The 26,967-nt window shown below is 45.2% G+C and carries 21 protein-coding genes; 8 read left to right on the top strand and 13 right to left on the bottom strand.

Translation table 11 applies throughout. The annotated features are described in order from the left end of the window. The first annotated feature begins 54 nt into the window (after positions 1 to 54). Genes tatC through hemB form a run of 5 tightly spaced genes read left to right on the top strand, consistent with a single transcriptional unit; the run spans position 55 to position 4,930 of the window. Positions 55 to 798 carry a twin-arginine translocase subunit TatC gene (tatC, locus tag L1271_RS17205; RefSeq protein ID WP_010606880.1) on the top strand — a complete coding sequence of 248 codons (744 nt, stop codon included), beginning with the start codon at positions 55 to 57 and terminating at the stop codon, positions 796 to 798. After that, complete coding sequence (locus L1271_RS17200) at positions 795 to 1,295, top strand: hypothetical protein (protein ID WP_010606881.1); 501 nt, start codon at positions 795 to 797, stop codon at positions 1,293 to 1,295. The genes tatC and L1271_RS17200 overlap by 4 nt, the downstream gene beginning before the upstream one ends. Continuing rightward, positions 1,295 to 2,071 carry a TatD family hydrolase gene (locus L1271_RS17195; protein ID WP_235368364.1) on the top strand — a complete coding sequence of 259 codons (777 nt, stop codon included), beginning with the start codon at positions 1,295 to 1,297 and terminating at the stop codon, positions 2,069 to 2,071. Before L1271_RS17200 ends, L1271_RS17195 begins: the two co-directional genes overlap by 1 nt. 8 nt (positions 2,072 to 2,079) lie before the next feature. Then, entirely contained in the window at positions 2,080 to 3,918 is a 1,839-nt protein-coding gene (locus L1271_RS17190; protein ID WP_235368363.1) for a sensor domain-containing diguanylate cyclase, read from the top strand. Between the two features lies 1 nt (position 3,919). Continuing rightward, positions 3,920 to 4,930: a porphobilinogen synthase gene (hemB, locus tag L1271_RS17185; protein ID WP_235368362.1), complete on the top strand. Its 1,011-nt coding sequence runs from the start codon at positions 3,920 to 3,922 to the stop codon at positions 4,928 to 4,930. Between the two features lie 47 nt (positions 4,931 to 4,977). On the opposite strand, the gene L1271_RS17180 is transcribed toward hemB, so the two are convergent. The 7 genes from L1271_RS17180 to agaR form a co-directional block, all read right to left on the bottom strand. After that, complete coding sequence (locus L1271_RS17180; RefSeq protein WP_235368361.1) at positions 4,978 to 5,367, bottom strand: hypothetical protein; 390 nt, start codon at positions 5,365 to 5,367, stop codon at positions 4,978 to 4,980. Positions 5,368 to 5,611: 244 nt separating this feature from the next. After that, positions 5,612 to 7,699 carry an elongation factor G gene (gene fusA / locus L1271_RS17175; protein ID WP_095728810.1) on the bottom strand — a complete coding sequence of 696 codons (2,088 nt, stop codon included), beginning with the start codon at positions 7,697 to 7,699 and terminating at the stop codon, positions 5,612 to 5,614. 224 nt (positions 7,700 to 7,923) lie between these two features. Next, a complete protein-coding gene (nagA, locus tag L1271_RS17170) occupies positions 7,924 to 9,075 on the bottom strand; it encodes an N-acetylglucosamine-6-phosphate deacetylase (RefSeq protein WP_235368360.1) in 1,152 nt (383 codons plus the stop codon). After that, entirely contained in the window at positions 9,068 to 9,976 is a 909-nt protein-coding gene (locus L1271_RS17165; RefSeq protein WP_235368359.1) for an ROK family protein, read from the bottom strand. Before L1271_RS17165 ends, nagA begins: the two co-directional genes overlap by 8 nt. Next, a complete protein-coding gene (locus tag L1271_RS17160) occupies positions 9,973 to 11,091 on the bottom strand; it encodes an SIS domain-containing protein (protein WP_045987836.1) in 1,119 nt (372 codons plus the stop codon). The genes L1271_RS17165 and L1271_RS17160 overlap by 4 nt, the downstream gene beginning before the upstream one ends. Beyond that, positions 11,088 to 12,377, bottom strand: coding sequence for a D-tagatose-bisphosphate aldolase, class II, non-catalytic subunit (locus L1271_RS17155; RefSeq protein ID WP_235368358.1), 1,290 nt, complete (start codon positions 12,375 to 12,377; stop codon positions 11,088 to 11,090). Before L1271_RS17155 ends, L1271_RS17160 begins: the two co-directional genes overlap by 4 nt. A gap of 11 nt (positions 12,378 to 12,388) precedes the next feature. Next, entirely contained in the window at positions 12,389 to 13,159 is a 771-nt protein-coding gene (gene agaR, locus L1271_RS17150) for a transcriptional repressor AgaR (protein WP_235368357.1), read from the bottom strand. 255 nt (positions 13,160 to 13,414) lie between these two features. Between agaR and L1271_RS17145 the strand changes: the two genes are divergently transcribed. From L1271_RS17145 to L1271_RS17135, 3 genes are all read left to right on the top strand, one after another. Beyond that, the gene (locus tag L1271_RS17145) at positions 13,415 to 14,785 is read left to right on the top strand and encodes a Gfo/Idh/MocA family oxidoreductase (protein ID WP_174170234.1); all 1,371 of its coding nucleotides are present in this window, start codon (positions 13,415 to 13,417) and stop codon (positions 14,783 to 14,785) included. A 103-nt stretch (positions 14,786 to 14,888) separates the two neighbouring features. After that, positions 14,889 to 17,738 carry a TonB-dependent receptor gene (locus L1271_RS17140; protein WP_235368356.1) on the top strand — a complete coding sequence of 950 codons (2,850 nt, stop codon included), beginning with the start codon at positions 14,889 to 14,891 and terminating at the stop codon, positions 17,736 to 17,738. A gap of 38 nt (positions 17,739 to 17,776) precedes the next feature. Continuing rightward, the gene (locus L1271_RS17135; protein WP_227386728.1) at positions 17,777 to 19,066 is read left to right on the top strand and encodes a DUF3472 domain-containing protein; all 1,290 of its coding nucleotides are present in this window, start codon (positions 17,777 to 17,779) and stop codon (positions 19,064 to 19,066) included. Here L1271_RS17135 and L1271_RS17130 read toward each other — a convergent pair. From L1271_RS17130 to L1271_RS17105, 6 genes are read right to left on the bottom strand one after another with little or no spacing between them, the layout of a single operon-like run. Then, on the bottom strand, positions 19,063 to 19,767 hold the full coding sequence (locus L1271_RS17130; protein WP_102057738.1) for a response regulator: 705 nt from the start codon (positions 19,765 to 19,767) through the stop codon (positions 19,063 to 19,065). The two genes, L1271_RS17135 and L1271_RS17130, sit on opposite strands and share 4 nt — an antisense overlap. Before the next feature lie 2 nt (positions 19,768 to 19,769). After that, positions 19,770 to 21,398 (bottom strand): sensor histidine kinase, encoded by a 1,629-nt coding sequence (locus tag L1271_RS17125; protein ID WP_174170231.1) that lies wholly within the window; start codon positions 21,396 to 21,398, stop codon positions 19,770 to 19,772. Between the two features lie 21 nt (positions 21,399 to 21,419). Next, positions 21,420 to 22,928, bottom strand: coding sequence for a tripartite tricarboxylate transporter permease (locus tag L1271_RS17120; protein ID WP_102057740.1), 1,509 nt, complete (start codon positions 22,926 to 22,928; stop codon positions 21,420 to 21,422). Positions 22,929 to 22,931: 3 nt separating this feature from the next. Then, positions 22,932 to 23,408 carry a tripartite tricarboxylate transporter TctB family protein gene (locus L1271_RS17115; RefSeq protein ID WP_102057741.1) on the bottom strand — a complete coding sequence of 159 codons (477 nt, stop codon included), beginning with the start codon at positions 23,406 to 23,408 and terminating at the stop codon, positions 22,932 to 22,934. A 60-nt stretch (positions 23,409 to 23,468) separates the two neighbouring features. Beyond that, entirely contained in the window at positions 23,469 to 24,431 is a 963-nt protein-coding gene (locus tag L1271_RS17110) for a Bug family tripartite tricarboxylate transporter substrate binding protein (RefSeq protein WP_235368355.1), read from the bottom strand. Positions 24,432 to 24,443: 12 nt separating this feature from the next. Next, complete coding sequence (locus tag L1271_RS17105; protein ID WP_235368354.1) at positions 24,444 to 25,673, bottom strand: OprO/OprP family phosphate-selective porin; 1,230 nt, start codon at positions 25,671 to 25,673, stop codon at positions 24,444 to 24,446. Positions 25,674 to 26,967 lie beyond the last annotated feature (1,294 nt).

Here is a 26,967-nt window from a genome sequence, read left to right as displayed (position 1 = left end):
AGCAGTACCTTTTCTCTTATCCAATTGACATTATATTCGTACGAGTCAAGTTACATGACAGAATCAGCCCAGAGTGGATTTATAGCTCACCTTGTTGAGTTAAGAAACCGCTTAATGAGAGCGTTAATGAGCGTTTTCGTTATCTTTGTTTCCTTGGTGTATTTCGCCAATGATATCTATGCGTTTGTTGCGGCGCCGCTAGTAAATAGCTTGCCTAGCAATACAACAATGATCGCAACAGATGTTACAGCACCGTTTTTTGCCCCCTTTAAACTAACATTATTCGTGTCGTTATTCGCTGCAGTGCCATTTATTTTACATCAAGTGTGGGGCTTCATCGCACCAGGCTTATATAAGCATGAAAAGCGGATGCTTATACCGATATTACTTTCTAGTGTACTACTATTTTATGGCGGGATTGCCTTTTGCTACTTTGTTGTCATGCCTATCATTCTCGGTTTTTTTACCAGTGTGGGACCGGAGATGATGACATTATCACCAGATATTAGCAGTTATCTTGGCTTTATCCTGAAGCTATTTTTTGCTTTTGGCATCGCCTTTGAAATTCCCGTTGCCATCATGCTTATATGTTGGAGTGGTATGACAACCCCTGCGAGTTTAAAAGAGAAACGGCCTTATGTTGTCGTTGGTGCTTTTGTCATCGCAATGTTTTTAACCCCCCCTGATGTTCTATCTCAAACTTTATTGGCACTACCTATGCTACTCTTGTTTGAGTTGGGGCTCATTCTAGCCAGATTTTATAGCACTAAACCACAACAACAGGAGTCAGAAGAATGAAAAAAACCATGATACTGTTTGCAGTTGGCTTTACCTCTCTTTGCGCTGCAAAGCCGATCAATACACAGGCTCTACAAGCTTGTACCCTGATTGAGAATGATTTTAAGCGGCTCATGTGCTATGACAATGTGATTGCAAATAAACCAATCACTGAAGCGCAGTCTGGCAAAGCAATCACAAGTAAAAATAAGGTAAGTGAAGCGCGAAGCGTAGAAAAAATAGAGTCGAAAGAAGATGGTTTTGGCTTAGAGCATAAAGTTAAAGCAGCAAGCGAAGAAATCGAAGAAATTACGGCTAAACTAGTTAAAACCTCTACCCAAGGCCGTAATAAAATGGTCTTCACTCTAGACAATGGCCAAGTATGGCGACAAGTTTCATCAGAGACCTTTTTTGCCAACGAGGGCGACACATTAATTATTGAGCGTGCTTCTTTCGGCTCATTTTTGATGAAAAAAGCGGGTTCAAACCGCACAACGCGAGTTAAACGAGTTAACTAATGGACAAGATGATCGATGCTGGTGTAAACCTCACCAGCTCGCAATTTTCATCCGACTTGGCCGAGGTAATTACTAGAGCCAAAGAAGCAGGCATAGAATCTATGCTAGCAATTGGCTGCGATTTAACAAGCAGCGAGCAAAGTATTTCACTCGCTGAGCAATACCAACTTTATTGTACAGCAGGTGTCCACCCACACGATGCCAAAGATGCACCTGACACGCTCTACGATGACCTCCTCACTCTTTTAAAAAGTAGCAACAAGGCTATTGCTGTTGGTGAATGTGGCTTGGACTTTAATCGCGACTTTTCACCAAGGCCAATACAACAAAACGTGTGCTTGACGCAACTGCAGCTAGCAGAAGCTATTAACTACCCAGTGTATCTACATGAAAGAGATGCGCACGATGCGCTATTTGCGCTACTGCAAGAAGTTAAAGTTCAAGGAGTACTACACTGTTTTACTGGTGACCGTACCGCACTGCGCCATTACTTAGATTACGGACTAATGATTGGCATCACAGGCTGGGTTTGCGATGAACGTAGAGGCACAACGCTGCAAGAGCTCATTCAATACATACCTCTTGACCGTTTACTTTTGGAAACAGACGCGCCGTACCTACTACCAAGAACAATTAGCCCAAAACCTAAATCTCGCCGCAATGAACCAATGTACTTATCCTATGTAGCTGAGCAAATTGCACGCTTAAAACAATGTCCCATTTCAGAAGTTATATCCACAACCACTACCAATTTTAAACAATTGTTTGTGAGGTAAAACCAATAATGCGCATTGTGTTATCTTTACTTTTATTGTTATTCAGCTCCGCCGCATTTTCTACTGTGACTATTTCTGAGTCATTTAAGGTAGAGCACCAAATAAAGTTAAGTTATACACTGAGTGAAGACGCCTCTTTAGCTAAATTGCTTGCAGCCCCAGCCGAATGGCATGAAAGCATTCAAGTTCCAAAAGGCCTCCGGCCTGTTGAGAAATTTTTATGGTTAAAGATTACAATACACAACGCGAATAACGCTCTCACACCGGTGTTAGTCAGTATAAACAATAACCTCATTGATGCGGTGACTGCTTATCATGTTAAACCAAACCATCCTATATTTACTCTTGATATGGGTGATGCGCTACCACTGATAAGACGACCACTTAAATATGAGTCGTTAGTCATTCCACTTGAGCTACAGCCACAAACGCAAAGCCATTTATATTTGCAAATCAATGATGATGGTGTGTTCAATGCACCTATTGCTATCTGGGAGCCTAACGAATACCTTCAATTTAAGAGTAAATTTAATCTTATTTTTGGGATTTTAGCAGGCTTTGTATTAGCACTCGCTTTAACTAATGCCACACTTTATTTTGTTACCAAAAGAAGTTACTTTCTATGCGCAACTTTATTCATCGCTATAATCTGGCTATTTAACGCTCATATTTATGGCTTTGGCTACCGCTACTTGTATTCTACTTGGCAGTGGTTCCAGCAGTATGGCCAAGGTGTCATGACTTTGCTGCTCAGTATACTACTGTTGCCTACTGCTAGTTATTGCGCAGAAAGAAGGTTACTCGCTCACCCTCTGCTTACACGTAAAAGAATCATTGCGGTCATAGTGAGTTTGTTCGTAATAACCGCTTTTCTGCCAGTTTCTCAGTCACTTTTATTAGCTCAAAGTATCAGTTTTATTATCGCACTAATACTTATCTACATACTTACCCGATTTAGCGATAAAAACCGCAATATCTTAATTGCGATTGCACTTTGCCACTTTATTGTGATCAGCTACCCATTTACAGTTGAACTCGGTGTTCAGTCTGGAAGCTTTTTAAATCACTTGGGGTACTTTGGTATTTTTGCGATAGAAGCGACTTTACTCAGCTATTTACTAGTACGCCTTTACATTTTTCAAAGAGACGAAAAACTGGTTAAGCAACAACAACGATTGGCGCATACCCAAGCTGAAGATGCCTTATTAAAAGAGAAGCTCAAACTCCAAGAACAAGCACAATATGATTTAGAATCCAATATTGAGGAGCGCACTTTTGAGCTACAAGTCACGTTACGAGAACTCGAAGATAAAAATCGAGAACTAGAACGGATGAACATGGAAGACCCACTCACTAAAGTGAAAAATCGTCGTTACTTCGATAAGCGCTTACAAATGGAAGTACGACGCTCAAGACGGGAGCAGACAGTACTGAGCCTCGTCATTTTTGATATCGATCACTTCAAAAAAATTAACGATAAATATGGCCACTTGGCTGGTGATCAGGCTATTTGCGAATTTGCCAATTTAATTAAGTCACACTTACGGCGACCGCATGACGAAGTGTTCCGTTATGGCGGTGAAGAGTTCATTTTACTTCTCCCAAATACAGCTGAAGATGGCGCACGTGAAGTAGCTGAGCGATTAAGAATCGCAACCCAAGAGCTCAATATCAAACTTGGGGAAAACACATTAAATATGACTACTAGCGCTGGTATATACAGCGCTGTGGTTTGCGATCCGCATAACCCACAACTTTATACGGACAATGCAGACAAAGCCTTGTATCAAGCAAAACAACAAGGCCGTAATCGCGTTGTTACTTTCAAACCTAACCAGGAGAACTAACGTGGCTCAATCAGGACTCGATCTTTTCCCCCTTACTCGTATGCGTAGAATGCGCCGCGATGATTTTTCAAGACGTCTAATGAGCGAAAGTACGCTAACGGTTAACGATTTAATCTATCCAGTGTTTGTGCTTGATGGTGAGTCTAAACGTGAAGCGATCCCATCTATGCCAGGTATTGAGCGTTTATCTATTGATCTATTAGTTGAGGAAGCCAAACAATTAGTAGAGCTAGGTATTCCTGCTGTCGCCTTGTTCCCGGTAACACCAGCAGAGCAAAAAACATTGCTCGCTGAAGAGGCATACAATCCAGAAGGAATTGCACAAAAAGCCATCCGTGCAATCAAAGCAGCATGTCCCGAGCTCGGTGTGATCACTGATGTTGCACTAGACCCATTCACAGTGCACGGTCAAGACGGTATCTTAGATGAAGATGGTTATGTCATGAATGAAGAAACCGTGGAAGTACTAGTCAAACAAGCGCTTTCGCATGCAGAGGCAGGTGCCGATATCGTCGCCCCTTCCGATATGATGGATGGCCGAATTGGCGCTGTTCGTGAAGCACTTGAAGAGTGCGGCTTTATCCATACTCGTATTATGGCCTACTCTGCCAAGTATGCATCGAGTTATTATGGCCCTTTCCGCGACGCGATTGGCTCTGCGGGCAACCTTAAAGGTGCAGACAAAAAAACCTACCAAATGGATCCTGCTAATTCTGACGAAGCATTACGTGAAGTGGCTTTGGACTTACAAGAAGGTGCTGATATGGTGATGGTAAAACCAGGTATGCCATATCTAGATGTTGTCAGACGCGTTAAAGATGAGTTTGGAGTACCAACATTCGCTTATCAAGTCAGTGGTGAATATGCGATGCATAAGGCTGCAATTGATAACGGCTGGTTGGCTGAGAAGCCTGTTGTACTGGAGTCTCTCCTAGCATTTAAGCGTGCTGGTGCAGATGGTATTTTGACTTACTTTGCAAAGCAAGCTGCTATTTGGCTTAACGAGAAGTAAACGTCATTATTTGGAGCAGGTGAAATTTTCACCTGCACAGCTTCAACTTACCTAATCAAGCTTTCTGCTTTTAAAAGCTCATCACCATTCATTTTCCAACTAAAGAAGCGAATAATACGACCGTCATCAAGATACACTTCTGGGATACTTAAAACACCTAAGGAGCGTAACCTAATCGCCTGAATATGTTCCGCATGGATATAATGAGTCTTACCAAAAAAGTTATAGCTAACTCCCACTTTATCTATATGAAGAAAACGCTTTCCAGTTAATGATAGTGCCAATGTTGTTAGAGTAAACAACAGTAAAATTAATGTAACTATTTGCAATAATGATGAGGGAATAGCCAAGATAGAAAACAGCTCATTACCAAGCCAGATCAACGACAAAGTAAGCACGTAGAAAAGCCAGTTTATTTCCAACTCTAGGGTTCTCATTGAGTATCTCCTTTATTTACCCAACCACAATCAAATTTGAGCCCTCGACGCAATAACGTGACCCAATTTATTGAAGAAAAGCTAATGATAAAGTGCCAATGTTCCTAAAGCAAGAACTTTAAAATTAATAAAACATGAAATAATCGTGACGACTTTTAGATAGGGCATTAACGCAGTAATGCATTGAATTTAAAAATAAAAAAGGCCGCCAAAGGCGACCTTTTTATGCAAAATAAGTAGTTAATTACTTAGCTGCTTTTTTCTCTTTCTCAGCTGCGATTACCGCGTCAGCAACGTTTGCTGGACATGGTGCATAGTGTGAGAATTCCATTGAGAACTGACCACGACCAGACGTGATAGTACGTAGGTGACCGATGTATCCGAACATTTCAGATAGTGGTACTTCACCCTTGATACGAACGCCCATTGCGCCAGCTTCTTGGTCTTTGATCATACCGCGACGACGGTTAAGGTCACCAATTACGTCACCTACGTTGTCTTCTGGCGTGAACACGTCAACTTTCATGATTGGCTCAAGAAGTTGTGCACCCGCTTTAGGGATAGACTGACGGAATGCGCCTTTAGCAGCGATTTCGAACGCGATTGCTGACGAGTCAACTGCGTGGAAACCACCGTCGAATAGCTCAACTTCAACGTCTAGTACTGGGAAGCCCGCTAGTACACCTTCGTCCATCATTGACTTGAAGCCTTTCTCAACTGCTGGCCAGAATTCCTTAGGAACGTTACCACCAACAACTGTAGACTTGAATGTAAAGCCAGAACCAACTTCACCAGGCTTGATACGGTAGTCAATCTTACCGAACTGACCAGAACCACCAGACTGTTTCTTATGCGTGTAGCTATCTTCAACTTCTTGTGTGATAGTTTCACGGTAAGCAACCTGAGGCTGACCAACGATTAGGTCTACACCGTATGTACGCTTAAGGATATCTACCTTAATGTCTAGGTGAAGCTCACCCATACCTTTAAGGATAGTTTCACCTGAATCTTCATCAGTCTCAACTTGGAATGAAGGATCTTCTGCAACCATCTTACCGATCGCGATACCCATCTTCTCGTTACCACCTTTATCTTTAGGTGCAACAGCGATTGAGATTACTGGATCAGGGAAGATCATCGCTTCAAGTGTACACTCGTGCTTAGGATCACATAGCGTGTGACCTGTTTGAACGTTCTTCATACCAACAACAGCGATGATGTCACCCGCTTGTGCTTCAGTAAGTTCAGTACGCTCGTCCGCTTGCATCTCAACCATACGGCCGATACGCTCTGTTTTACCAGTTGCAGAGTTAAGGATAGTGTCACCTTTCTTCATGCGACCAGCGTAGATACGGATGAACGTAAGCGCACCGAAACGGTCGTCCATGATTTTGAACGCAAGCGCTTTAAGTGGCGCATCAGCGTCAACAGTTGCTACTTCACCAGTAGGCTCACCTGTTTCAGGATCTGTTAGTGGCTGAGGCTCAACTTCTGTAGGAGAAGGTAGGTAATCTACAACAGCGTCTAGTACAAGTTGCATACCTTTGTTTTTGAACGCTGAACCACAGAAAGTTGGGAAGAACGCAAGATCACGAGTACCTTTACGGATACACGCTTTGATTTGTTCGATAGAAGGTACTTCACCTTCCATGTATGCTTCCATTAGGTCGTCGTCTTGCTCAACAGCAGACTCAACTAGCATTTCATGGTATTCTTCAACTTTGTCCACCATGTCTGCAGGAACGTCTTGTACTTCGTAGTTTTCAGGAAGACCTGTGTCATCCCAAACGTATGCTTTCTTCTCAAGTACGTCTACAACACCACAGAATTGGTCTTCGATACCAATTGGAAGCGTCATCACTAGTGGGTTAGCACCAAGTACTTTCTCAACTTGATCAACTACGCGGTAGAAGTCTGCACCCATACGGTCTAGTTTGTTTACGAAGATACAACGAGCAACTTCTGATTCGTTCGCATAACGCCAGTTAGTTTCTGATTGTGGTTCAACACCACCAGAACCACAGAATACACCGATACCACCATCAAGTACTTTTAGTGAACGGTATACTTCTACTGTGAAGTCAACGTGTCCAGGAGTATCGATAACGTTTAAACGGTGGCCTTTCCACTCACAAGTTACCGCTGCTGATTGGATTGTAATACCACGCTCAGCTTCCTGCTCCATGAAGTCAGTAGTAGACTCACCGTCGTGTACTTCACCAGTTTTGTGGATTTTACCAGTAAGCTTTAGAATACGCTCAGTGGTGGTAGTTTTACCCGCATCAACGTGCGCGAAAATACCAATGTTTCTGTATTTCGATAAATCTGCCATTGTTTTACTCTATTTAAAGTAGAAAAATTATTCGGCGGGAGTATATCACCTCTTGTAGCGAACATCATCCTTGAAGTCGTCTAAAATGCAATCAATTCGCGAAAAAGTTTCTAATGCGAAACTTTGTGACCTATTTTTACCGTATCGCTTACTGCTAGGCCGCTGTATTTAAGAAAATTCCGTTGTATTTTGTCAATTTCAGGGCGGTGAGCTTGGGTTTTTGTTTAAAATATCTGCTTTCCGAACAAGTTGGCATGCTGGACTTGGAAGGCATCATCTAGCAAAGAAAAATGCGCTATTTTACCCACTTCAATGCTACCAAGTTCATTGTCCATATTTAAATAAGTTGCGGGTACTAAACTTGCCATATTGATGGCTTCTAGAAGCGGAATATTGGCCAATTCTGCTAAATTCTTCACTGCTTTTTCAAGTGTTAGTGTACTGCCGGCCAAACTGCCGCTGTGAGTTTTCGCCACGCCATCCTTGACCACAACTGGCATTTCACCCAATTGATATTCACCATCTTTAAGGCCACCAGCATTAATACAATCACTGATCAAGGCCACCTTATGCTGACCTTTTAGGCGGTAGATCAACTGTAAAATCGCAGGGTGCAAATGAATACCATCGGCAATCACTTCCACCAAAGCTTGGCTATCAAGTAACAACGCACCAGCACAGCCCGGCTCACGGTGATGAATGCCGCGCATGCCGTTAAACACGTGGACCCCGCCGCAGGCCCCATGTGCCAAAGCGGCATTGGTTTGCGCAAAATCCGCATCACAATGACCTAACATCACTCGCACCCCATGTTTACTTAGGTACTGTGTCATCTTAACGCCATTAGCCTTTTCGGGCGCGAGTGCCACCGCTTTAAGCGCACCATCAGCCGCGCTAATCATTTCATCAATTAAGGCTTCATCTAGCGGCTTAAAGAAAGCTTCGTTATGGGCACCTTTGTGTTTCTCGCTAAAAAACAAGCCCTCACTATACCCGCCTAGCACCTGAGCACCTGGCATCTTTTGCTTATAGGCGGCTCCAATAACCTTCATCGCTGCAATAGTTTGTGGCCACGTAGTCGTCACCGTGGTAGCCAAAAAGCCAGTGACGCCATGTTTGAGCAACGAGGTGCTAATAGTTTCTATACTGGAGAGTTTGCCATCAATAACATCGCACCCCTCTCGGCCATGGATATGCAAATCAATTAACCCAGGCCACATATCTAAATTAGAATAACATTCGGTATTATCAGGCGCTTCCGCCGCTGGAATAATCGCGTGAAAACGCTCACCTTTTATTACCGCAACGCGCGCTTCAAGGACGCTGGTAGGGGTATAGATACGACGAGGCCGAATATAACGAAGCTGTTCAAGCATGCACTTTGCTCCCTAATAGGGCCGCGCCTAATGCACCACTTGCATCACCATGCTTGGCTCTAACAATATCTGGTACTGACACCGCTGAAAATACATGAGGTTCGATGGCTTTTGGGAGCGCCTCTACAAGTTCATCGATAAGCGACATGCCACCGCCAAGCACGATAACTTCAGGGTCATATGCTTTGATTAAATTTGCAAACGCCGAGCCCAACAGATCCATATAGCAATTAAACGCATGGATTGCTTCACTTTCTCCAGCCCGCATCGCTGTGATAACTTGTTCTGAGGAACGCTTCCGCGTAGTGAAATGTTGATACAAACCGGCAAGCCCTGGACCTGCGACATAGCGCTCTAAACACCCTTGCAACCCACAGCCACACGCTAAAATAGGCAGGTGATATTTTTGCTGTAACACCGCAGAAAGCGGATGGTGGCCATATTCACCGGCGATCCCTTGGGCACTTTTATACAACGCACCATCAATGCAAAACCCGCCTCCAGCACCGGTGCCTATTATTGCCCCAAAGACCTTTTGATATTGCTTACCGGCTCCAAGACTGGCCTCTGATAACGCAAAGCAACGGCAGTCATTTTCGACCGCGATGGGCCGTACCAGTTTTGCAACGAGATCAGCCTTAACTTCTTTGCCATTGGCGCAAGGGACATTTGCTGATAGCACGCGCTGCTGCGCATTTACTATCCCCGGCATACCAATACCAACCTGTCCTTTACAACCATATTTGTCATCGGCTTGCTGCACCAAAGTGACGATTTGCGCCAAAAACGCCTCATAACTGTGCTTTGGTGTCGCCACACGCCAAGACTCTAAGCGTTGTAGCTTTTCATCAAACACCGCAATTTCAATTTTGCTCCCGCCAACATCCACTCCATAAATCATACTTCACTCCCAAATGGATGAATGACTACGCCCTGCACGACTCTATTCACTTCCCCCGACGGGCAAGGATTGTCCGGTGAAATACCGAGATTCAGCGCTTTATAGAAACTTAACTGCTGTGCAAACAACATATACAGTAATCCTTGCCACACATCTTCTAGTGGTGGCACTTTAGGACAAAGTGAATGCACCGTCATGGCTGTACCGTCACGCTGCAATTCAGCAACTAAATCCTGATCGTACAAGCTGGTATAACCATCACTTGAGATAAAACATACCACGACAGTTTTGCTATTGATAAGTGATTTTGGACCATGACGGAACCCAAGCGGTGACTCGCTCACGCTCATTACTTGGCCTGCCGATAACTCAAGCATTTTTAGCGCAGCTTCCTTTGCAAATCCCAGTAAGCAACCTGAGCCTAGATACACCAAACGCTCAAATGGTTGTTGTGCAAATGCACGGATATTTTGCTGCTCTGTCGCAGCTAACATGCTTTGCGCTGCATTGATCAACTTATCCACGGAGCCGTCATCCGCCGCAAAAAATTGTAGCGCTGCAACCATCATTGACGAATAGCTACTCGTCATTGCAAAACTTTGGTCAAGCGTAGGCTCTGGTAGCAATATACTTGTTGCATTGCTTGCCTGCTGCGCTGCTTGATGCAACTTTCCATCACGGTTGCAGGTGATAAAAAGGTGCTGGCTGTTACTAACCAGCTGTGTTACCAACTCTACGGCCGCCACACTTTCTGGACTGTTGCCAGAGCGAGCAAAAGATACTAATAAACAAGGTTTATCCGTCGCTAGGTATTGTCGTGGTGCAGCAACTAAGTCAGTTGTGCTCACAGCCCGCACACTTTGGCGCATGTGTGCATTAAGATGAGTGGCGATAGCGTCACCGATATAAGCGGATGTACCCGCCCCCGTCAAAATAACCTGAGTATCTGGGTCATCTAGAAAAGGAGCTAACTCCACCAAAAGCCTAGGCTTTATGCTCGCGACTAATTGAGCGGTTTCTTGCCACATCTGTGGCTGCTGGGTGATCTCTTTTGCTGTCCAATAGGCATTTCGTGTTTTTAATTGCGCAATTTCGTGTCCTAGCAAAGTGTTCATGACGCTTTCTCCATGGCAAAACACGCATTTGAATAGCGAGCCACAACACGCTGAATTTTGGCAATCACCAACGCTTTGGCGTCCCTTTCTATTTCACCACGGCGTACTTGTTGATATAGCTCTGGAAAATATTGGCTGATAAGCGGCAATGATAAAGTCTGCTGCGCTAGGTTTTCGAGCATAGTTGCTAACGCCTTTTGCACCGCGTCTTGATGCCAGTAATAGCGAATACGGTCGCTAAAGCTAAATTGACGCAAGAAACGGAGTTGCTGTGACTCGCCGTGATAAAAACGCTGCCAACTCGTAGGCTCTGCCAGCATGACCTCGTCCACCACCTCAACAAACTGACTATGAACATAGGGTAGTAATTGCTTTTCAATATGGTGAAGCGCGAATAATCCTTCGCGCAGCGCAAAGGTCAATTCAGGCCCGACTTTCAAAATGGCAAAGTGGTCAGCAACCAACGACTGATAAGCGCCTGCAGTTTGATAATCTGTCGAATGCGCTTCGAAAGCGATACGGTCAACGGTACGAATAAAATCTTTTAATGCACTCGCTTCATTCGATTTGTAGTCAAAAACTTGGGTGTTATCAAACTCGACACCCGGCTGCACCACCATTGCAACCACGCGTTGCCAAGCATCCGCTAATCCTTTATTTGCAAAGAGTTCACGATGGCAAGCTAGGGTTTCTTGCGCAGCAACTTGGCTGGTCGGTTGTAGACTGTCAATCTGTTCATCAGCGCCACCAGGAGGGGGAACTTCAGTACCAATCACATAAACAATATCACTACGACCAAACGTCGCAATCGCGGCTGCTTCCGCTGTTTGACACAACAAGGCAGCGCGATTAGCTACAATATCATCGCTTAACACGTCAGGATCGTCAGCACAGGGCATGCTGGCATCTAAGTGAATTTTCTTAAAACCAGCCTTCACGTATTCAGCGACTAAGTCACACGCTTTGGCCATTGCGGCTTGGCTATTTTCACTCGTCCAACAGACTGGTCCCAAATGATCACCGCCAAAAATCAGTAACTGCTTATCAAAACCAAGCTCGTCGGCCATCTCTTCGACTTTGACAATAAAATCCGCGGGACGCATCCCGGTGTAACCGCCAAATTGATTAACCTGATTGGCCGTGGCTTCAAATAATAGCAGCGTATTTTCCTGCTTGGCATATCTTATCGACGCTTCTAGCACCCAAGGGTGAGCTGAGCAAATGGCATAAATGCCTGAGTTTTTCCCTGATTTATTGGCTTCGATTAGGGCTTGAAAACGCCGCATATGATCACCTCTTAAGACGTTATTAAATGTACCTCAATTCCGGCGGCAACCAATTGCTGATGAACATCAGCTGGAATACCACTGTCCGTTACCAAAACGTCAATTTCTTCGCAGGCGATAATACGGTGTACACCTTTACGATCGAATTTACTGGAGTCCGTCACCACTATGACTTGCTTTGCAACCTTACACATCTCGCGGTTAAGCGCAGCTTCCGGTTCAAAGTGTGTTGTTACACCAACATCAACGGAGAACCCATCAACACCGAGCACCAGACGGTCAAAGTGATATTGCTTTAGCTGATCTTCTGCATGGCTGCCATAAAACGACAGCGACTTTTTACGCAGTGAGCCTCCAGTCATCAACACTTCAACGCCATCGGCTGCAACGAGCGCTTGCGCCACGTTAAGACCATTGGTCATCACCACTAGCTGTTGATGCGCGGTAAGTTGCTTCGCAACCTCTTCAGTGGTGGTTCCAGAGTCCAGAATTATAGACTCATCATTGCCTATAAGGCCCGCCACCAACTTTGCAAGCTCGACTTTCATTTGGTGATGATGATCGTGCTTTTCCGTTATGGTGAGCTCTTTGGTTAACCTAGAACTCGCAACGGCACCACCATGAGAGCGAACCAACAAACCTTTTTCATGCAGGGCATTGAGATCATTTCTGATCGTCACGGTTGATACACCAAATTGTTCTGCCAGCTCAGATACTTCTACTCGTTCCGTTTGACCAACGAGTTGAACGATTTCGTGGCGTCTTTCGATGGTGTTCAGCATGACACCTCCTTTCGTTTTGGTTGAATTTAGTCTACACAGCTTTCACTTGCTTTCAATTTATTTTTTTAACTTTAAACAAAAACAAACATAAACACCTGTTTTATAAGGATTTAAAGTTAAATTAGAAACACATTGAAAACAAACCGAAAGAATATGAAAGATATTTTTCTTGCGTTCAAAATAAAACTGCCGTAATAATAACCAAAAAATAACATTTCGTTTTTAACAACAAGAGTGAACAACTAAGAGGTTATTATGGGTGATCTAAACCGCCGGCGATTTCTTCAATCAATGGCTGCTATCGCAGCAACAAGCGCAGTGGTTGGCTGCGCGAGTAACAATAATAAGACGCCGCTTACACCAAAGCCACAAGGAAATTCAGTTCAAGGTCTAGTCGTACCGAAACTGGATGTCGTGCGAGTGGGCTTTATTGGTGTAGGTCAACGTGGTGTTGGCGCGGTAAAGCACTTTTGCCATCTTGACGGTGTCGAGATCAAGGCCATCTGCGATACGCACCAAGCAGTCGTCGATAGAGCCGTTAAAATTGTTGTCGACAAGGGTTTACCAAAACCTGCGACTTACGGCAAGAGTGATATGGACTATCGCCGCATGTTGGCGCGCGATGACATTGATATTGTGATCATCTCTACGCCTTGGAAATGGCATACGCCTATGGCGGTAGACACAATGGAAAGTGGCAAACACGCTTTGGTCGAAGTGCCAGCAGCAGTAACCATAGAAGAAGCGTGGCAATTGGTAAATACCGCAGAGCGCACGCAAAAGAACTGCATGATGTTGGAAAACGTTTGCTATGGTCGCGACGAGCTGATGGTATTAAACATGGTTCGCCAAGGGCTATTCGGTGAGTTACTGCACGGTGAAGCAGCTTATATCCATGAACTTCGTTGGCAAATGAAAGAAATTGAGCATAAAACTGGCTCATGGCGCACACATTGGCATACCAAACGTAACGGTAACCTCTACCCAACCCATGGTCTAGGCCCGGTTTCTCAATATATGAATATCAACCGTGGCGATCGCTTCGACTATATCTCCTCCATGAGTTCACCAGCGCTTGGTCGTGCAGCCTATGCTAAACGTGAATTTCCAGCAAATCATGAACGAAACCAACTTAGCTATATTGCTGGAGATATGAACACCAGCATCATTAAAACCATCAAAGGTCGTTCGATTATGGTACAGCACGATACCACTACCCCACGCCCTTACTCCCGCCATAATTTAATTCAAGGTACTAACGGCGTATTTGCAGGATTCCCCAACCGCATCGCGCTTGAAAACGGCGGGAGTAAGAGCTTTCACGAGTGGGATTACGACATGAATGATTGGTACGGTAAATATGACCATCCACTTTGGCAAAAAATGGGAGCTGAAGCAGAGCGCAATGGCGGCCATGGTGGCATGGATTTCTTAATGTTCTGGCGCATTATTTACTGCCTTCGTAATGGCGAGCCGCTAGATCAGGATGTTTACGACGCAGCTGCTTGGTCAGCGGTCTTCCCTCTTTCAATGGACTCAGTTGCAGACAGAAGTAATAGCAAGGACTTCCCGGATTTCACCAGGGGCACATGGCGCACTGCAGCACCACTAGGCATTGTCACATAACTAACCAGAGGTTAAATAGGCTATCTATAGCAAGTACTAACAATGCCTGAATAAGCGCCCATAAAGCGGGCGCAATAATAACAACACTCAACAGGACAACAAGATGAAACACACTCTAAAACTGTGTGCTGTGGGATTGGCCGTGAGCTGTGCCCTGTCCCAATACGCGCACGCACAGGAAACAGAACAAAACAGCGGATCTGACGAGCAAGATAAAGCCAAGCAACAAGTCGAGAAAATTGAAGTACGTGGCGTACGTTCCAGTATCAAAGAGTCACTCTTTCTCAAGAAAAACGCTGTCGGCGTAATGGATGCCATCGTTGCCGAAGACATTGGCAAGTTCCCAGATCAAAACCTAGCTGAAGCGCTACAACGAATGACAGGTATCGCCATTACCCGTAACGCAGGTGAAGGACAAAACGTCACAGTGCGGGGCCTTGGCGGGGACTTTAACGTTACCACCATCAATGGTCGTAGAATGGCATCTGAACACACAAGCCGTGACTTTAACTTCGATTTAATTGCGCCTGAAATGGTTCAAGCATTAGAAGTATACAAGTCACCACAAGCACAAACACAAGAAGGGGGGATTGGTTCGGTCATCAATATAAAAACCCGCCGACCGTTAGATATGGATGGCTTTACCCTCGCCGGAAGTGCCAAAGCCATTTACGAAGAACGTACCGGAGATACCAACCCTCAAGCCTCCTTTCTAATCAGTGATACCTTTTTTGACAATACCTTTGGCGCCCTATTTACCGCTGTTTATTCCGAGCGAACACAACGCGAAGACTCCTATGAAGGACAAGGGTTTTACGATCCAGAAGAAAATACTGACGTGCGAGTCCCTGTTGACAGTAACCGAAATGGCGAGCTAGATGAGGGCGAGAAAGTACACCCATCAATGATCCCAGGATATGTACGCTACTCGAACTGGCAAGATAAACGTGAGCGCATTGGTGCAAGCCTCGCCTTACAATGGCGTCCAACGAATGATATTGATGTCACCTTTGATAGCTTATACTCAAGCTACAAAACCGACGGTGAAAAATATCAAATCTCTTTCGTCACCTATGATGAACCTTGGACACCGGGGATCCCAGCGGTAGGTGAATTAAAATTTAATGAAGATGGCAACGTCAACTACATTGAGTTAGTCGACGGCGCGATGGCTGAGCTACTAAATGTCTCTGAGCCTCGCAATACCGACACTTGGCAGGCCGGTCTTAACTTCAAGTGGTATGCTACCAACGATCTAACGCTTGAATTTGACGTGTCTAAGTCGCGTGCCGAGCGGATCAATGATGGCGACAACCGCTACATCGTGGCGCGTGGCTTTGTTGATACTATCACCATAGATCAAACAGGCGACAATCTCCTGCCAGATGTGACCATGTCACCAGCACTTAATGCCGATCAACCCTTTGGTGCTCACTACAGCTACAACTATGGCACGGAAGTAATAAGTGATGTTGAAGAGTTAAGACTAGAAGGAACATTTATTCCGGAATGGGAATTTGTCAAAGACATCAAGTTTGGCTTTCATTACGGTAAGCAAACTAAAGGCAGAGACGTGAGCAAATCAAATAACCCATCAATGTTCAGTAATGGTGGAGCTTATTTTAAAAACTCAGATTACGACAGCTTTGATAACTCAAGCGTAGAAAAGCTCGGTGGTCTTAACTTATTTAGACTACCCGCAGATGTACTTGTACCCGCCAACTTTGATAACTTCCTAGATGGTGAGCCGGGCATGCATCCTGCGCCGTGGGCAAGCTTTGACTACGACAAACTCTATGCATTTTATCAATCCATCAATGCCCAAGCCGCAGATGAAAAAATTAGAGCCACCAAGAGCCCTAAAGATTCCTACGAGCTTTCTGAGTCAACGTTTGCACTTTATTTAGAGACCAACCTAGTCGGCGAGCTGTCGGAAATGCCTTACAACCTAAACCTAGGCGTAAGAGCAATCAAAACCGAGATCACCTCTGATGGCTACGTTTTTGATTACCCAAGTCTGGTATACAACGTAGAAGAAGACGAAGATGGCGATATTATCTATCGTATAGAAGGGGATATTGCCGATTATTACTCCGATTCTTACGTAGAAGATGACTACACTGATGTACTGCCTAGCATGAACTTTAAGTTAGAAATAACAGACTCACTGTTATTTAGAACCAGCGCGGCTAAAGTTATCACCAGACCTAGCATCGATTTTCTAACCCCATATAGCTCAATTAATTTCAGTAAGTTTGAGCTTAATCTTGCCAACCCTGGGATCAAACCACTTAGAGCAGACCAACTTGATTTGGGACTAGAGTGGTACTTCTCTGATTATGGTGCGCTCACCTTTGCAACCTATTACAAAGACATTAAATCTGTTATCGCTCAGGGGCGTGTCGGTACGATAAAAGTGGGTAAATTCATAAAAGACGGCGTTGAAGTTGACGGTCCGGAATTTACCCAAGTATCTCCACGTTCGGAAGCGGGGGCAGAGATCAAAGGTTTCGAAATTGCTTATCAACAGTCGTTTGAGGAATTGCTACCGGCACCTTTTGATGGTCTAGGTATGCAAATCAACTATACATTTACGGATAGTAAATACGACGACCCCGAAAAAGATGAGCTACCGTTCGCTGGAATGTCTGAGCATTCTTACAATGCGGTTATCTATTATGAAAAGGATGACTACCAAGCGCGTATCGCTTACAACTGGCGAGATGATTATCTGAAGTATCCAGATGCATGGGGCGGCCCGGAATGGGCAGCGGATTATGGTCAGTTTGATTTCAGTGCCAGCTATAATCTTACGGCAAAGACACGAATTGACCTAAACGTGACCAACCTCACCAATGAGCGTCAATGGTCATACATTAAAACCCAAGAGCAAGTGAGCCACTTGAGCCGTTACGGCCGCAGTATCAGTTTAGGCATTAACACTTCTTTCTAATCAACATGGGGCAACGCGCCCCATTCAAGGAACTTAAGATGAAGAATACAATAATGACACCGATACTGCTGTGCGCCTCGCTATTTGCCTCAGCGCAAGAGGCTTATATCAGCAGTTACGGCAACGCTTGGGTCAACAACGATATTGACGCTAGCAAGCAATATATAACTCAAGCAGGAATTGCCCCATGGCAGGATAAGCAGCTTAGATTTAATCACTATTTTTATGCCAATAACGTTGGCACCTATACCCTCTATTTACACCTTGAGAAACCAAGTGCACCAAGTACATTGCTGGTAACGCATAACAATAAACAAGTGACGCTTAACCTCGATAGACAAAGCCCGACTAAGGTTAAAGTCGGTGACTTTGCTGTGACACAAGTTGGCTATCAAACGGTCCAAATAGCCGGTGACACATTAGCCAAAGGGCGAAACAGTACCTTCCCCGCCATTACCGGGCTCAGTCTCGATGGCGAGGCCATGACCCCTGCACCTAACTATGTCAAAGAAGACTTTTACTGGGGTCGTCGCGGCCCTTCAGTACACCTTTCCTATACCGTACCTGACAAAAAGGACTATAACTGGTTTTACAACGAAGTGACGGTGCCATCTGGCTATGATCCACAAGGTTCGTATTTTATGGCGAATGGTTTTGGCGAAGGTTACTTTGGTATTCAGGTAAACTCACCCAGCGAGCGCCGCGTGCTGTTTTCGGTTTGGAGCCCATATCAAACGGATGATCCGAGCACGATTCCTGACAATCTTAAAATCAAATTACTCGCTAAAGGCGACGGCGTTTACGTCGGTGAATTTGGCAATGAAGGTTCTGGAGGACAAAGCTATTTACGTTATAACTGGCAGCCAGATACGACATATCGCTTTTTAGTCAATATCGAGCCCAGTACGACTTATGAAGGCCATACTGAATATCGCGGCTATTTTTATGCGCCGGAAACCGGCCAATGGAAGCTAATCGCAGCCTTTAGCCGCCCTGAAACCAACACCTATGTTGCAAGACCGCATAGCTTTTTGGAAAACTTTTTACCCGAAGCTGGACAGTTTGAGCGTAAGGCATTTTATAATCGCCAGTTTTTGCGTGACACCCAAGGTAACTGGGTTGAGTTAAATCAGGCTAAATTCACTTATGACGCCACCGCCAGAAAAGGGTCCCGTTTGGATTATCAAGGTGGTGAGGAGCAAAACCGTTTTTACTTACGTAACACCGGTTTCTTCACGGGACCCACACCTTATCTCAGCGAATTCACTCGCCCTAGCAGCAATGATGCGCCAGTGATCCCATGGCAGTCACTACAGGCACACCCTTAATTTAGATGATAGCTTCTCTCTGGTCGGCCAATGCTACCGTAGCTTTGGTCGGCTTTTACTTCTTCTATACTAACCAAAAACTCTAAATAGCGCCGCGCGGTTGAGCGGCTCACCCCCACCAATTCTCCCATTTGGGTTGCTGTAAACACCTGCTTGGGCTGACTTTGAAATGCCGTACGAATTTTTTCCAAAGTAAGTGGGTCAACGCCTTTAGGTAGTCTAGCTGTACTTTGTATGCTCGCCTGTTCACTACCAAATAAGGTGTCGACCATAGATTGCGTCACTTCATCGGCACCATCCAAACACTGCTGACGCGCCTCAAAGCGAGCGAGTGCGAGGTCGAGCCGTTCCAAGATCAGAGGTTTAACTAAAAAATCACAGACTCCCAGACGGATCGCTTTTTCTAGCGTCGCCACTTCTTTTGCTGCGGTGATCAGCATCACTTCGCTTTTACAGCCTTGCTCGCGTAGCATCTTTAAAAACTCAAGACCGTTACCATCGGGTAGATAAATATCCAATAAAATTAAGTCGGCTTGTATCGCACTCAACAGTACCGTCGCGGTAGAAACATTGTCGCTACTGGCCACCACCCGATATTGCCCTTGCCTTGCGCTACTTGGTGTTGCTGGTGTCACTAGGTATTGCGCTAATAATTGTGCCACAGCTACTTCATCTTCGATGATCACCACAGAATAAGTCATTGTTATTGCTCTTTTACTTGCTTGGGAATAAAGACCGTGATCCTTGCACCAAGTAATTCAGACTCCCCAACCTCTAAGGTTCCGTGGCAGGAATCAAGATTTGTTTTTACGAGATATAAGCCAACACCATGTTGGTCGCCGGACTTAGTACTAAACTGCGGCGTAAACGCCTCTTCGACATTACCAATCAGTCCAGTGCCGCTATCTTCAACATCAAAGATAATATCCTGAACTGTTTCATCCACTGTTACGACCACTTTGGCAGGCCGTAACTGTGCCGTCGTTCTCGCCGCTTCGATGGCATTATCGATGAGATTACCTAATATTGAAACTATTCGTTCCAACATCTCTTTTTGATGGATAGCGCACAGCGCACTGTCGGAACTCACCTCTAGTGCCACATTATGCTCTCGCGCTTTATGGTATTTACCGAGTAATAAGCCCGCGATCACTGGCTCTTGTATATAGGTGAGGAGGTTTTCAATTTGCGCTTGTGAGCCTTGGCTTTCTTGACCTATCAGCTCAATCGCTTTGTCATATTGTGCCATTTGGATAAGCGCGCCAATGGTATTTAACTTGTTTGAATAGTCGTGCGTTTGCACTCTCAACAGTTCTGCAAAAGCCTGTACTTTAGTGAGCTGCTTTGACACATACTCTAGTTCATCGGAGGGTCGCATACTCAGTAAAATACCTTCGTGTTGACCTTGCACTTGCAGCGCAAACCGCGATAACACCAAACGCTTGTCAGCAACAAATAGCTCAAAACCAACTAAAGGGCGATTGGGATTATGCAACAAGAAGTCGCTATGCTCTGGCAACAGATCGCTCAGGTGCAAACCTTGCTTACTCAAGCCGCGAGGCTTTTCGAGAATTTCGCACGCACGTTGATTCAAACGACGCACGCTGCCATCAGGGTCAAGCGCGATAATCCCCGTCCGTACGGTATTCAGTATGGCCTCTTGCTCTGCAAATAAGCGCCCGATTTCATCTGGTTGCAGGCCAAAAATGGCTTGGCGGACACGTCGACCAATCCAAATTGCGGCAATGACACTGAGCAGTAACACCGCTGCTGCTCCAACAAAAACGGCAATGCTGCGCTGCAACACCAACGACTCGACGGATTGCACTAAAAAGCCTACCGAGACTAAACCAATCACCTCACCAGCGGGAGAATACACAGGCACTTTTCCCCGAATAGACTCACCTAAACTGCCCTGTGCCGTCGAGATATAACTCTCTCCAGACAGTGCGGCTTGGCTATCCCCTCCGACCATAGTGCGACCAATTTTTTGCTCATCTGGGTGGGCGATACGTCGCGTTTCGGTGTCACCAATGACGATAAAATCTGCGCCAGTTGCCTGGCGCAGCAGCTCAACATTAGTATTGAGGCGTTGGATCTGTGAGCTATCCCTATCTGCTATGAGTGCCGTCATAACATCTTCACGAACCGCCACCGCCTTAGCCAAAGCCAAGGCTTTTTCTCCCACTTCCTGGTGTAAGCTTTGCGTAATAACCTGATACACCAGCGCGGTAAATAAGCATGCTTGGATCACACACAAGCCCACAACCCAAGTGATCAGTCGCGTTTCTAAGCGTTTTGGTCTGCGTGCTAATTTTTGTGATTGCGACACACGTATTTCCTCACTGCTGGGTTACTGCGCAACTTTTCGTTGCTGGAAGTACTCTTTTAATGGGATCAACAACACTAACATGGCAAGCGCAAATATGCCTAAAGTTAGTGGCCTCTCCCAAATAAAGCTAATAGAGCCATCCGAAATCATCATGGCGCGGCGGTAATTGCGTTCGATCATATCGCCGAGAATAAACCCAAGGAGCAAAGGTGCCATCGGGAAACTCAATAATCTCAGCACCACCGCCACCAAGGCAAAACCTACCATCATAAACAAATCAAAGGTATTAAATGACACCAGATACACGCCAATCAAGCTAAAGAATAAAATCATCACCGTGAGAACTGAGCGTGGCAGAGTCAAAGCCTTTGCAAAATAAGGGATCAGTGGCAAATTTAAAATCAGCAGCACAATGTTGCCAAAATACATGCTTACAATTACCGACCAAAACACCGTAGGATTGTCCTGCATTAACGTAGGACCCGGCTGAATACCATAGGCAATCAGCGCCCCTAACATAATCGCAGTGGTGCCAGACCCCGGGATCCCAAGCGTTAACAAGGGTACAAACGACCCAGTACAAGCAGCATTGTTTGCCGACTCAGGTGCCGCTAAGCCGCGGATTTCACCACGCCCAAAACGCTCACGAATGGCTTTTGGTGCCAAATTTCGCTCTGTCGCATAAGCCATAAAACTCGCAATCGTTGCGCCAGCCCCCGGCAATACGCCAATGATAAATCCTAAAATCGAAGAGCGCCCCACAACTGGCGCCATTTCTTTCACTTCAGCGCCAGATAATTTTGTTGAGCCAATAACGGGGGTGTCATCATCATTCGAACCTTGATTAGCTTTTTCTGGACGGATCACGTTGATCAGCGCCTCAGACAATGCAAAGGTTGCCATTGCGACCAACAAAAAGCTTACGCCGTCTAGCAAGTCTGCCTGACCAAAGGTAAAACGCTCAGTTCCAGATGAAGGGTCTATTCCCACCGTCGACAATATCAAGCCAAATACAGTCATCATCATGGCTTTTAAAAATTGCCCTTTTGCAGAAAAAGCAGCAATCGCAGTCAAGCCCAAAAACATCAACATCACATAGTCTGGAGACTGAAAGCTTAAGCTCACTTTTGCAAGTAGTGGTGCGGCTATCATGAGCATCAACGCACCAATCGTTCCCCCAGTAAATGAAGCATAAGCGGCAACAGCTAAAGCCTTACCCGCATGTCCTTGTTTTGCCATTGGATAGCCGTCAAATGACGATGCCACAGTACCAGCTACACCGGGAGCGTTAATCAAAATAGAGGAAGTCGAGCCACCAAAAATAGCGCCGTAATATACGCCCGCCATTAAGATCATACCGGAGTCGGCACCGATGTTGTAAGTGATAGGGATCATCAACGCAATCGCCGTGATTGGCCCTAAGCCGGGCAACATGCCGATAAAAGTACCGACAAAGCAGCCAACAATTACGTACAGTAAGTTTTGCCACATAAAGGCCGTGGACAGGCCAACTAAAATACCGTCTAACATGGCTTAACTCCAAAACTCACCGGGAACCAAATAGATCCCCAGTAGCTGCGTCATAATGGCCCAAAACACGATAACCACAGGCACTGACGCCAATAACAAAATTTGCTTACGTCGCTCACCCATAATTAAAAAGCCACAGCCTAAAAACAAAATGGTCGAAACAATAAACCCGAGTTTTTCAAGCACACTGCTGTAGATAAGCATCAATACAATCAGTGCTGCACATTGGGCTATGGTTGCCTTGGAGGTAGTCTCTGCTTTTTCACGTGTATCAGGTGCAGGGACGCCTTTAAACAGTGTTGCGGCAATCGACAAAAGACAAACAACAATGCCAATCAGCGCGTATACCTTAGGCAAAGTTGCTGAGTTTACCGCCTCGTACTCTTCAAAAGGCATAATCGGGATTTGCCAAGCAGATACCGCATAGAGTGAAAACAGAATTAAAAACAGCACTGGGCCTAACAATTCTCGGTTTAACATAGTGAATTACCCACTTTTAGGTGATGCAGTAACCTCACTGCAACCACCTATTTAATTTAATCAGCGTCTAACGAAACCCAATTCTTCCATCACCACTTTCAGCTGTGCTTCTTGTGCCTCTAGCGCCTCAATAAACTCGTGCTGTGGCTTAAATAGATTCAACCAACCGTTGCGTGCGCGTACCGCTTCCCACTCTTTGCTTTGCACCAGTTTTTGTAATCTCACGGTATATTCGTCGAGTTTTGCTTGAGGGAGATCCGGAGCCGCAAAAAAACCACGCCAGTTAACAAATTCCATGTCATAGCCTAAAGACTTCAGGGTTGGGATCTCTGGATAGTCCGCGATAGACTCTGGCGCAGTAACAGCAAGAATGCGCGCCTGACCACTTTTTGCCATGTCGAGCGCTTCACTTAATCCGGTCGAGAGCATCTTCACCTCGCCAGACAATAAACCGGCCTTAGCTTTGCCACCGGCATCGTAAGGAATGTAACGCAACTTACGACCGTCAACGCCAGCCGCTTTTACTGCTTGTGCTGCAACGAGATGATCCATACTGCCGCGAGCAGAACCACCCGCAACGGTCACAGAGCCGGGGTTTACTTCTAAACGAGCAATCACCTCCTTCCAGCTCTTAAAAGGCGAATCATCACGCACCACGAATGCACCATAATCAGCAATTACGCTGGCAACGGGCGTTAAATCACGATAACTATAGGGGATCTTACCCGACAACGCGCGCAGCACGATTGGCGTTGAATTAACCATCAACATATCGCCTTTTTTATTGCCCGATTCAATCAAATAAGCAATAGCACGGCCGCCACCACCGCCTGACATATTCTGAAACGACGCATTGGACTCAAGCCCTGATTTCACTAACGCTTCGCCCACAGCTCGAGCCGTGGTATCCCAGCCACCACCTGGACCACCGGGAATTAAAAAGTGGGTATCCGCTAATACCTGAGTAGACATCATTGCCACGCCAGCTATTGCTAACTTGAGATGCTTTAATGCAAACTTCATAACCTGCTCCCGTTAAAATAGATACTGCAAGCGTGCAGCAAAACCAAATCCTGAATCTTCGTCACCAACCAACACGGTACTTCCAGCTCCTGAAACATCCGCATAGACAAGGTTAGCCATGAACTTTAAGCTGCTGGAATGGTAATAGGTACCGCCCAGTGTGTAGGCGTCGACTTGCGTGCCTTGGTTGGCGTTTTCAGCATCCATACTGGAAATACGCGCAACCAACTCCCACGCATTTTTTACCCCTTTAGGCTGCTTAAACACCGCAGAGCCTGCGGAATATTGTTTGTGTTCACCGGTCAAGAAATAGCTCAAAGACAAGTGATAACCCGAAATATCTCCCCCATCTAAAGCAGAAGTAGGGTCGAGGGTATCTAAGTTGCGTGTGGCATATTCGGCCTCAAGCATAAAGGCGTTGTGTTGATAAGCGAGCTCTAACCCGGCTTGTGACATGCTATCAAGGGCAACTACATCACCGCCTGCAGCATAATCCACGAGGCGCACTTTGGCTTCGCGTACTTCACCGCGAGCAAGGCGATTACCCAGCGTTGCACCGCCCATATCACGGTACGAACCCCAACCACCTAAATGCAGGGTTTTACCAGGAGTGTGTTGCGACCAAGTCAAACGCCCCGAATAGGCAAGTGCCAGACGGTCATCTTGGTCACGCCCAGATGCACCAAAAGCGTCGTTTTTATATACCCCTAACGCATAGCGAAAACCGGAATCTTTAAAATATTGATAAGCTGATGCGCCCCAACGAAAGTAAGGGGAAAACGTATCAGCGATGGAACTGCGCTCTATGGTATTGATGTGTTTGCTGCTAGTGAGCGCATTCAGGGTGATATCTTCTCTTAATTTACCAAACTGAAAGCGCGGGCCGTTGTTCCAGCCGGTATAACGCACTCTTACGGTGACTATCTCGGCATCGCCTTCAGCAAAATCGAGTAGCAACTTATGCTCCCAATCGCCTTGATCACTCTCTACATAGGTGCGGATCCGACGTGGAAAAAAGTCGCTGGCGGCATTACCCTCATTATCGGCGCTGTATGCACCACTAAAATGGTTAAAATCGAGTTGTACACGCCCGCCAAACTCAAGGTTCAGTGATTTATTGGACTGTAATTCCTTTAATTGCGCTTCTAGCTTTGCAACCTTGCTGGCTAGTGCTTCATCTTGTTGTGCCAAAACGGGGCAAGCAGTTACTGCAATTAGTGACATTGCTACAACTGGCTTCATTATTGTTGTTCTCATTGCTCTGTACTCATTTGTCTTAAACGTATTGTGACTAGCGACTACAACCTGCTATCAAGTACGAGCTTATTGTTAACCCTCAATTAACCATAGATTGCGGAAATAAGTTGATTAAGTTGAGTAAAGCGCTTTTTGTGCATAAAAATCATTAGCAATATGCACAAAACCCAAAGTAGTGTGGAAATAAATAACGAGTGAAGCGAAAGTATGACCGCTGCGTTAATCAAAATATCTAAGATGTGGGTGGTGAATTAACCTAGCTTTTCTCTGAAGCTCTGGAAACGGTGAGCCTGCATAGCTCAATATAGAATAATACTTTGCCCCCTAGAATAAGCAGAAATAAGACATACAACACACCAAAAACCATCACATTAATAAAACAATACACTCAATAAATTTAAATTTGGTGTAATTCCAACCACTTAGATCTAAATAAGAATTATTTTCAAAAAGAGCGTTGACAGCCATGCAAATCTAATTGATAATCACTATCAACAAGACGAGGGTGACGGCTCAACTTGTTATCACAATAGTTTCTTGACCCGAAACAAGGCTGGTATCCACAACTACCAAGGACGTTAGCAGGCACTTGCATTGCTCCTCGTATTTAGACGCTAACTCCACTTTTTACTTGCTACATTGCTCATATCGGTGACGGTAGATATGAAATCAAAAAGCCCTGCTCAGGGCTTTTTTTATGCCCAAAATTTATTTTTACTTCGGTATTTCCTAGAAAAACAGCCACATTAATATTAATGAGAATTATTTTCAAAAAAGTATTGACTCATTGTTAGATCTAACTGATAATCACTATCAACAAGACGGCAACGTGTTGTTTCGCTAACTCAGTTAGTAAGGTTGATAGTTGTAAAGCCCTGTCTACCTGATGTATTCGCTACCTTGAGATTGGCATTAGTACTCTAGTTTGTTTCTCGACCCTGAAACACGGCTGGCCAACGTTAATGGCTTGAATGAGCTTAATTCAGTCGCCCCTAAACCTGACTAAGTTTATTCTCACAATTTACTTGCTACATTGCTCATATCGGTGACGGTAGATATGAACGTAAAAAGCCCTACTCAGGGCTTTTTTTATGCCCAAAATTTATATCTATTTTCAGCACTTACCGAAAAACAGTCGCACAAATATTAATGAGAATTATTTTCAAAAAGGTATTGACCTAACGGCTAATCTAATTGATAATCAATATCAACAAGAGGACATACTCTTGCTGATTCGACCCTGAATCGTGTTGTCGGTGATGTGCTACAACGCCCCTTG

The organism is Pseudoalteromonas sp. OF5H-5 (assembly GCF_021530695.1).
Lineage (GTDB): Bacteria > Pseudomonadota > Gammaproteobacteria > Enterobacterales > Alteromonadaceae > Pseudoalteromonas.
The sequence above is the reverse complement of the archived record's forward strand: the minus strand, read 5'-3'. Positions and strand labels throughout refer to the sequence as shown.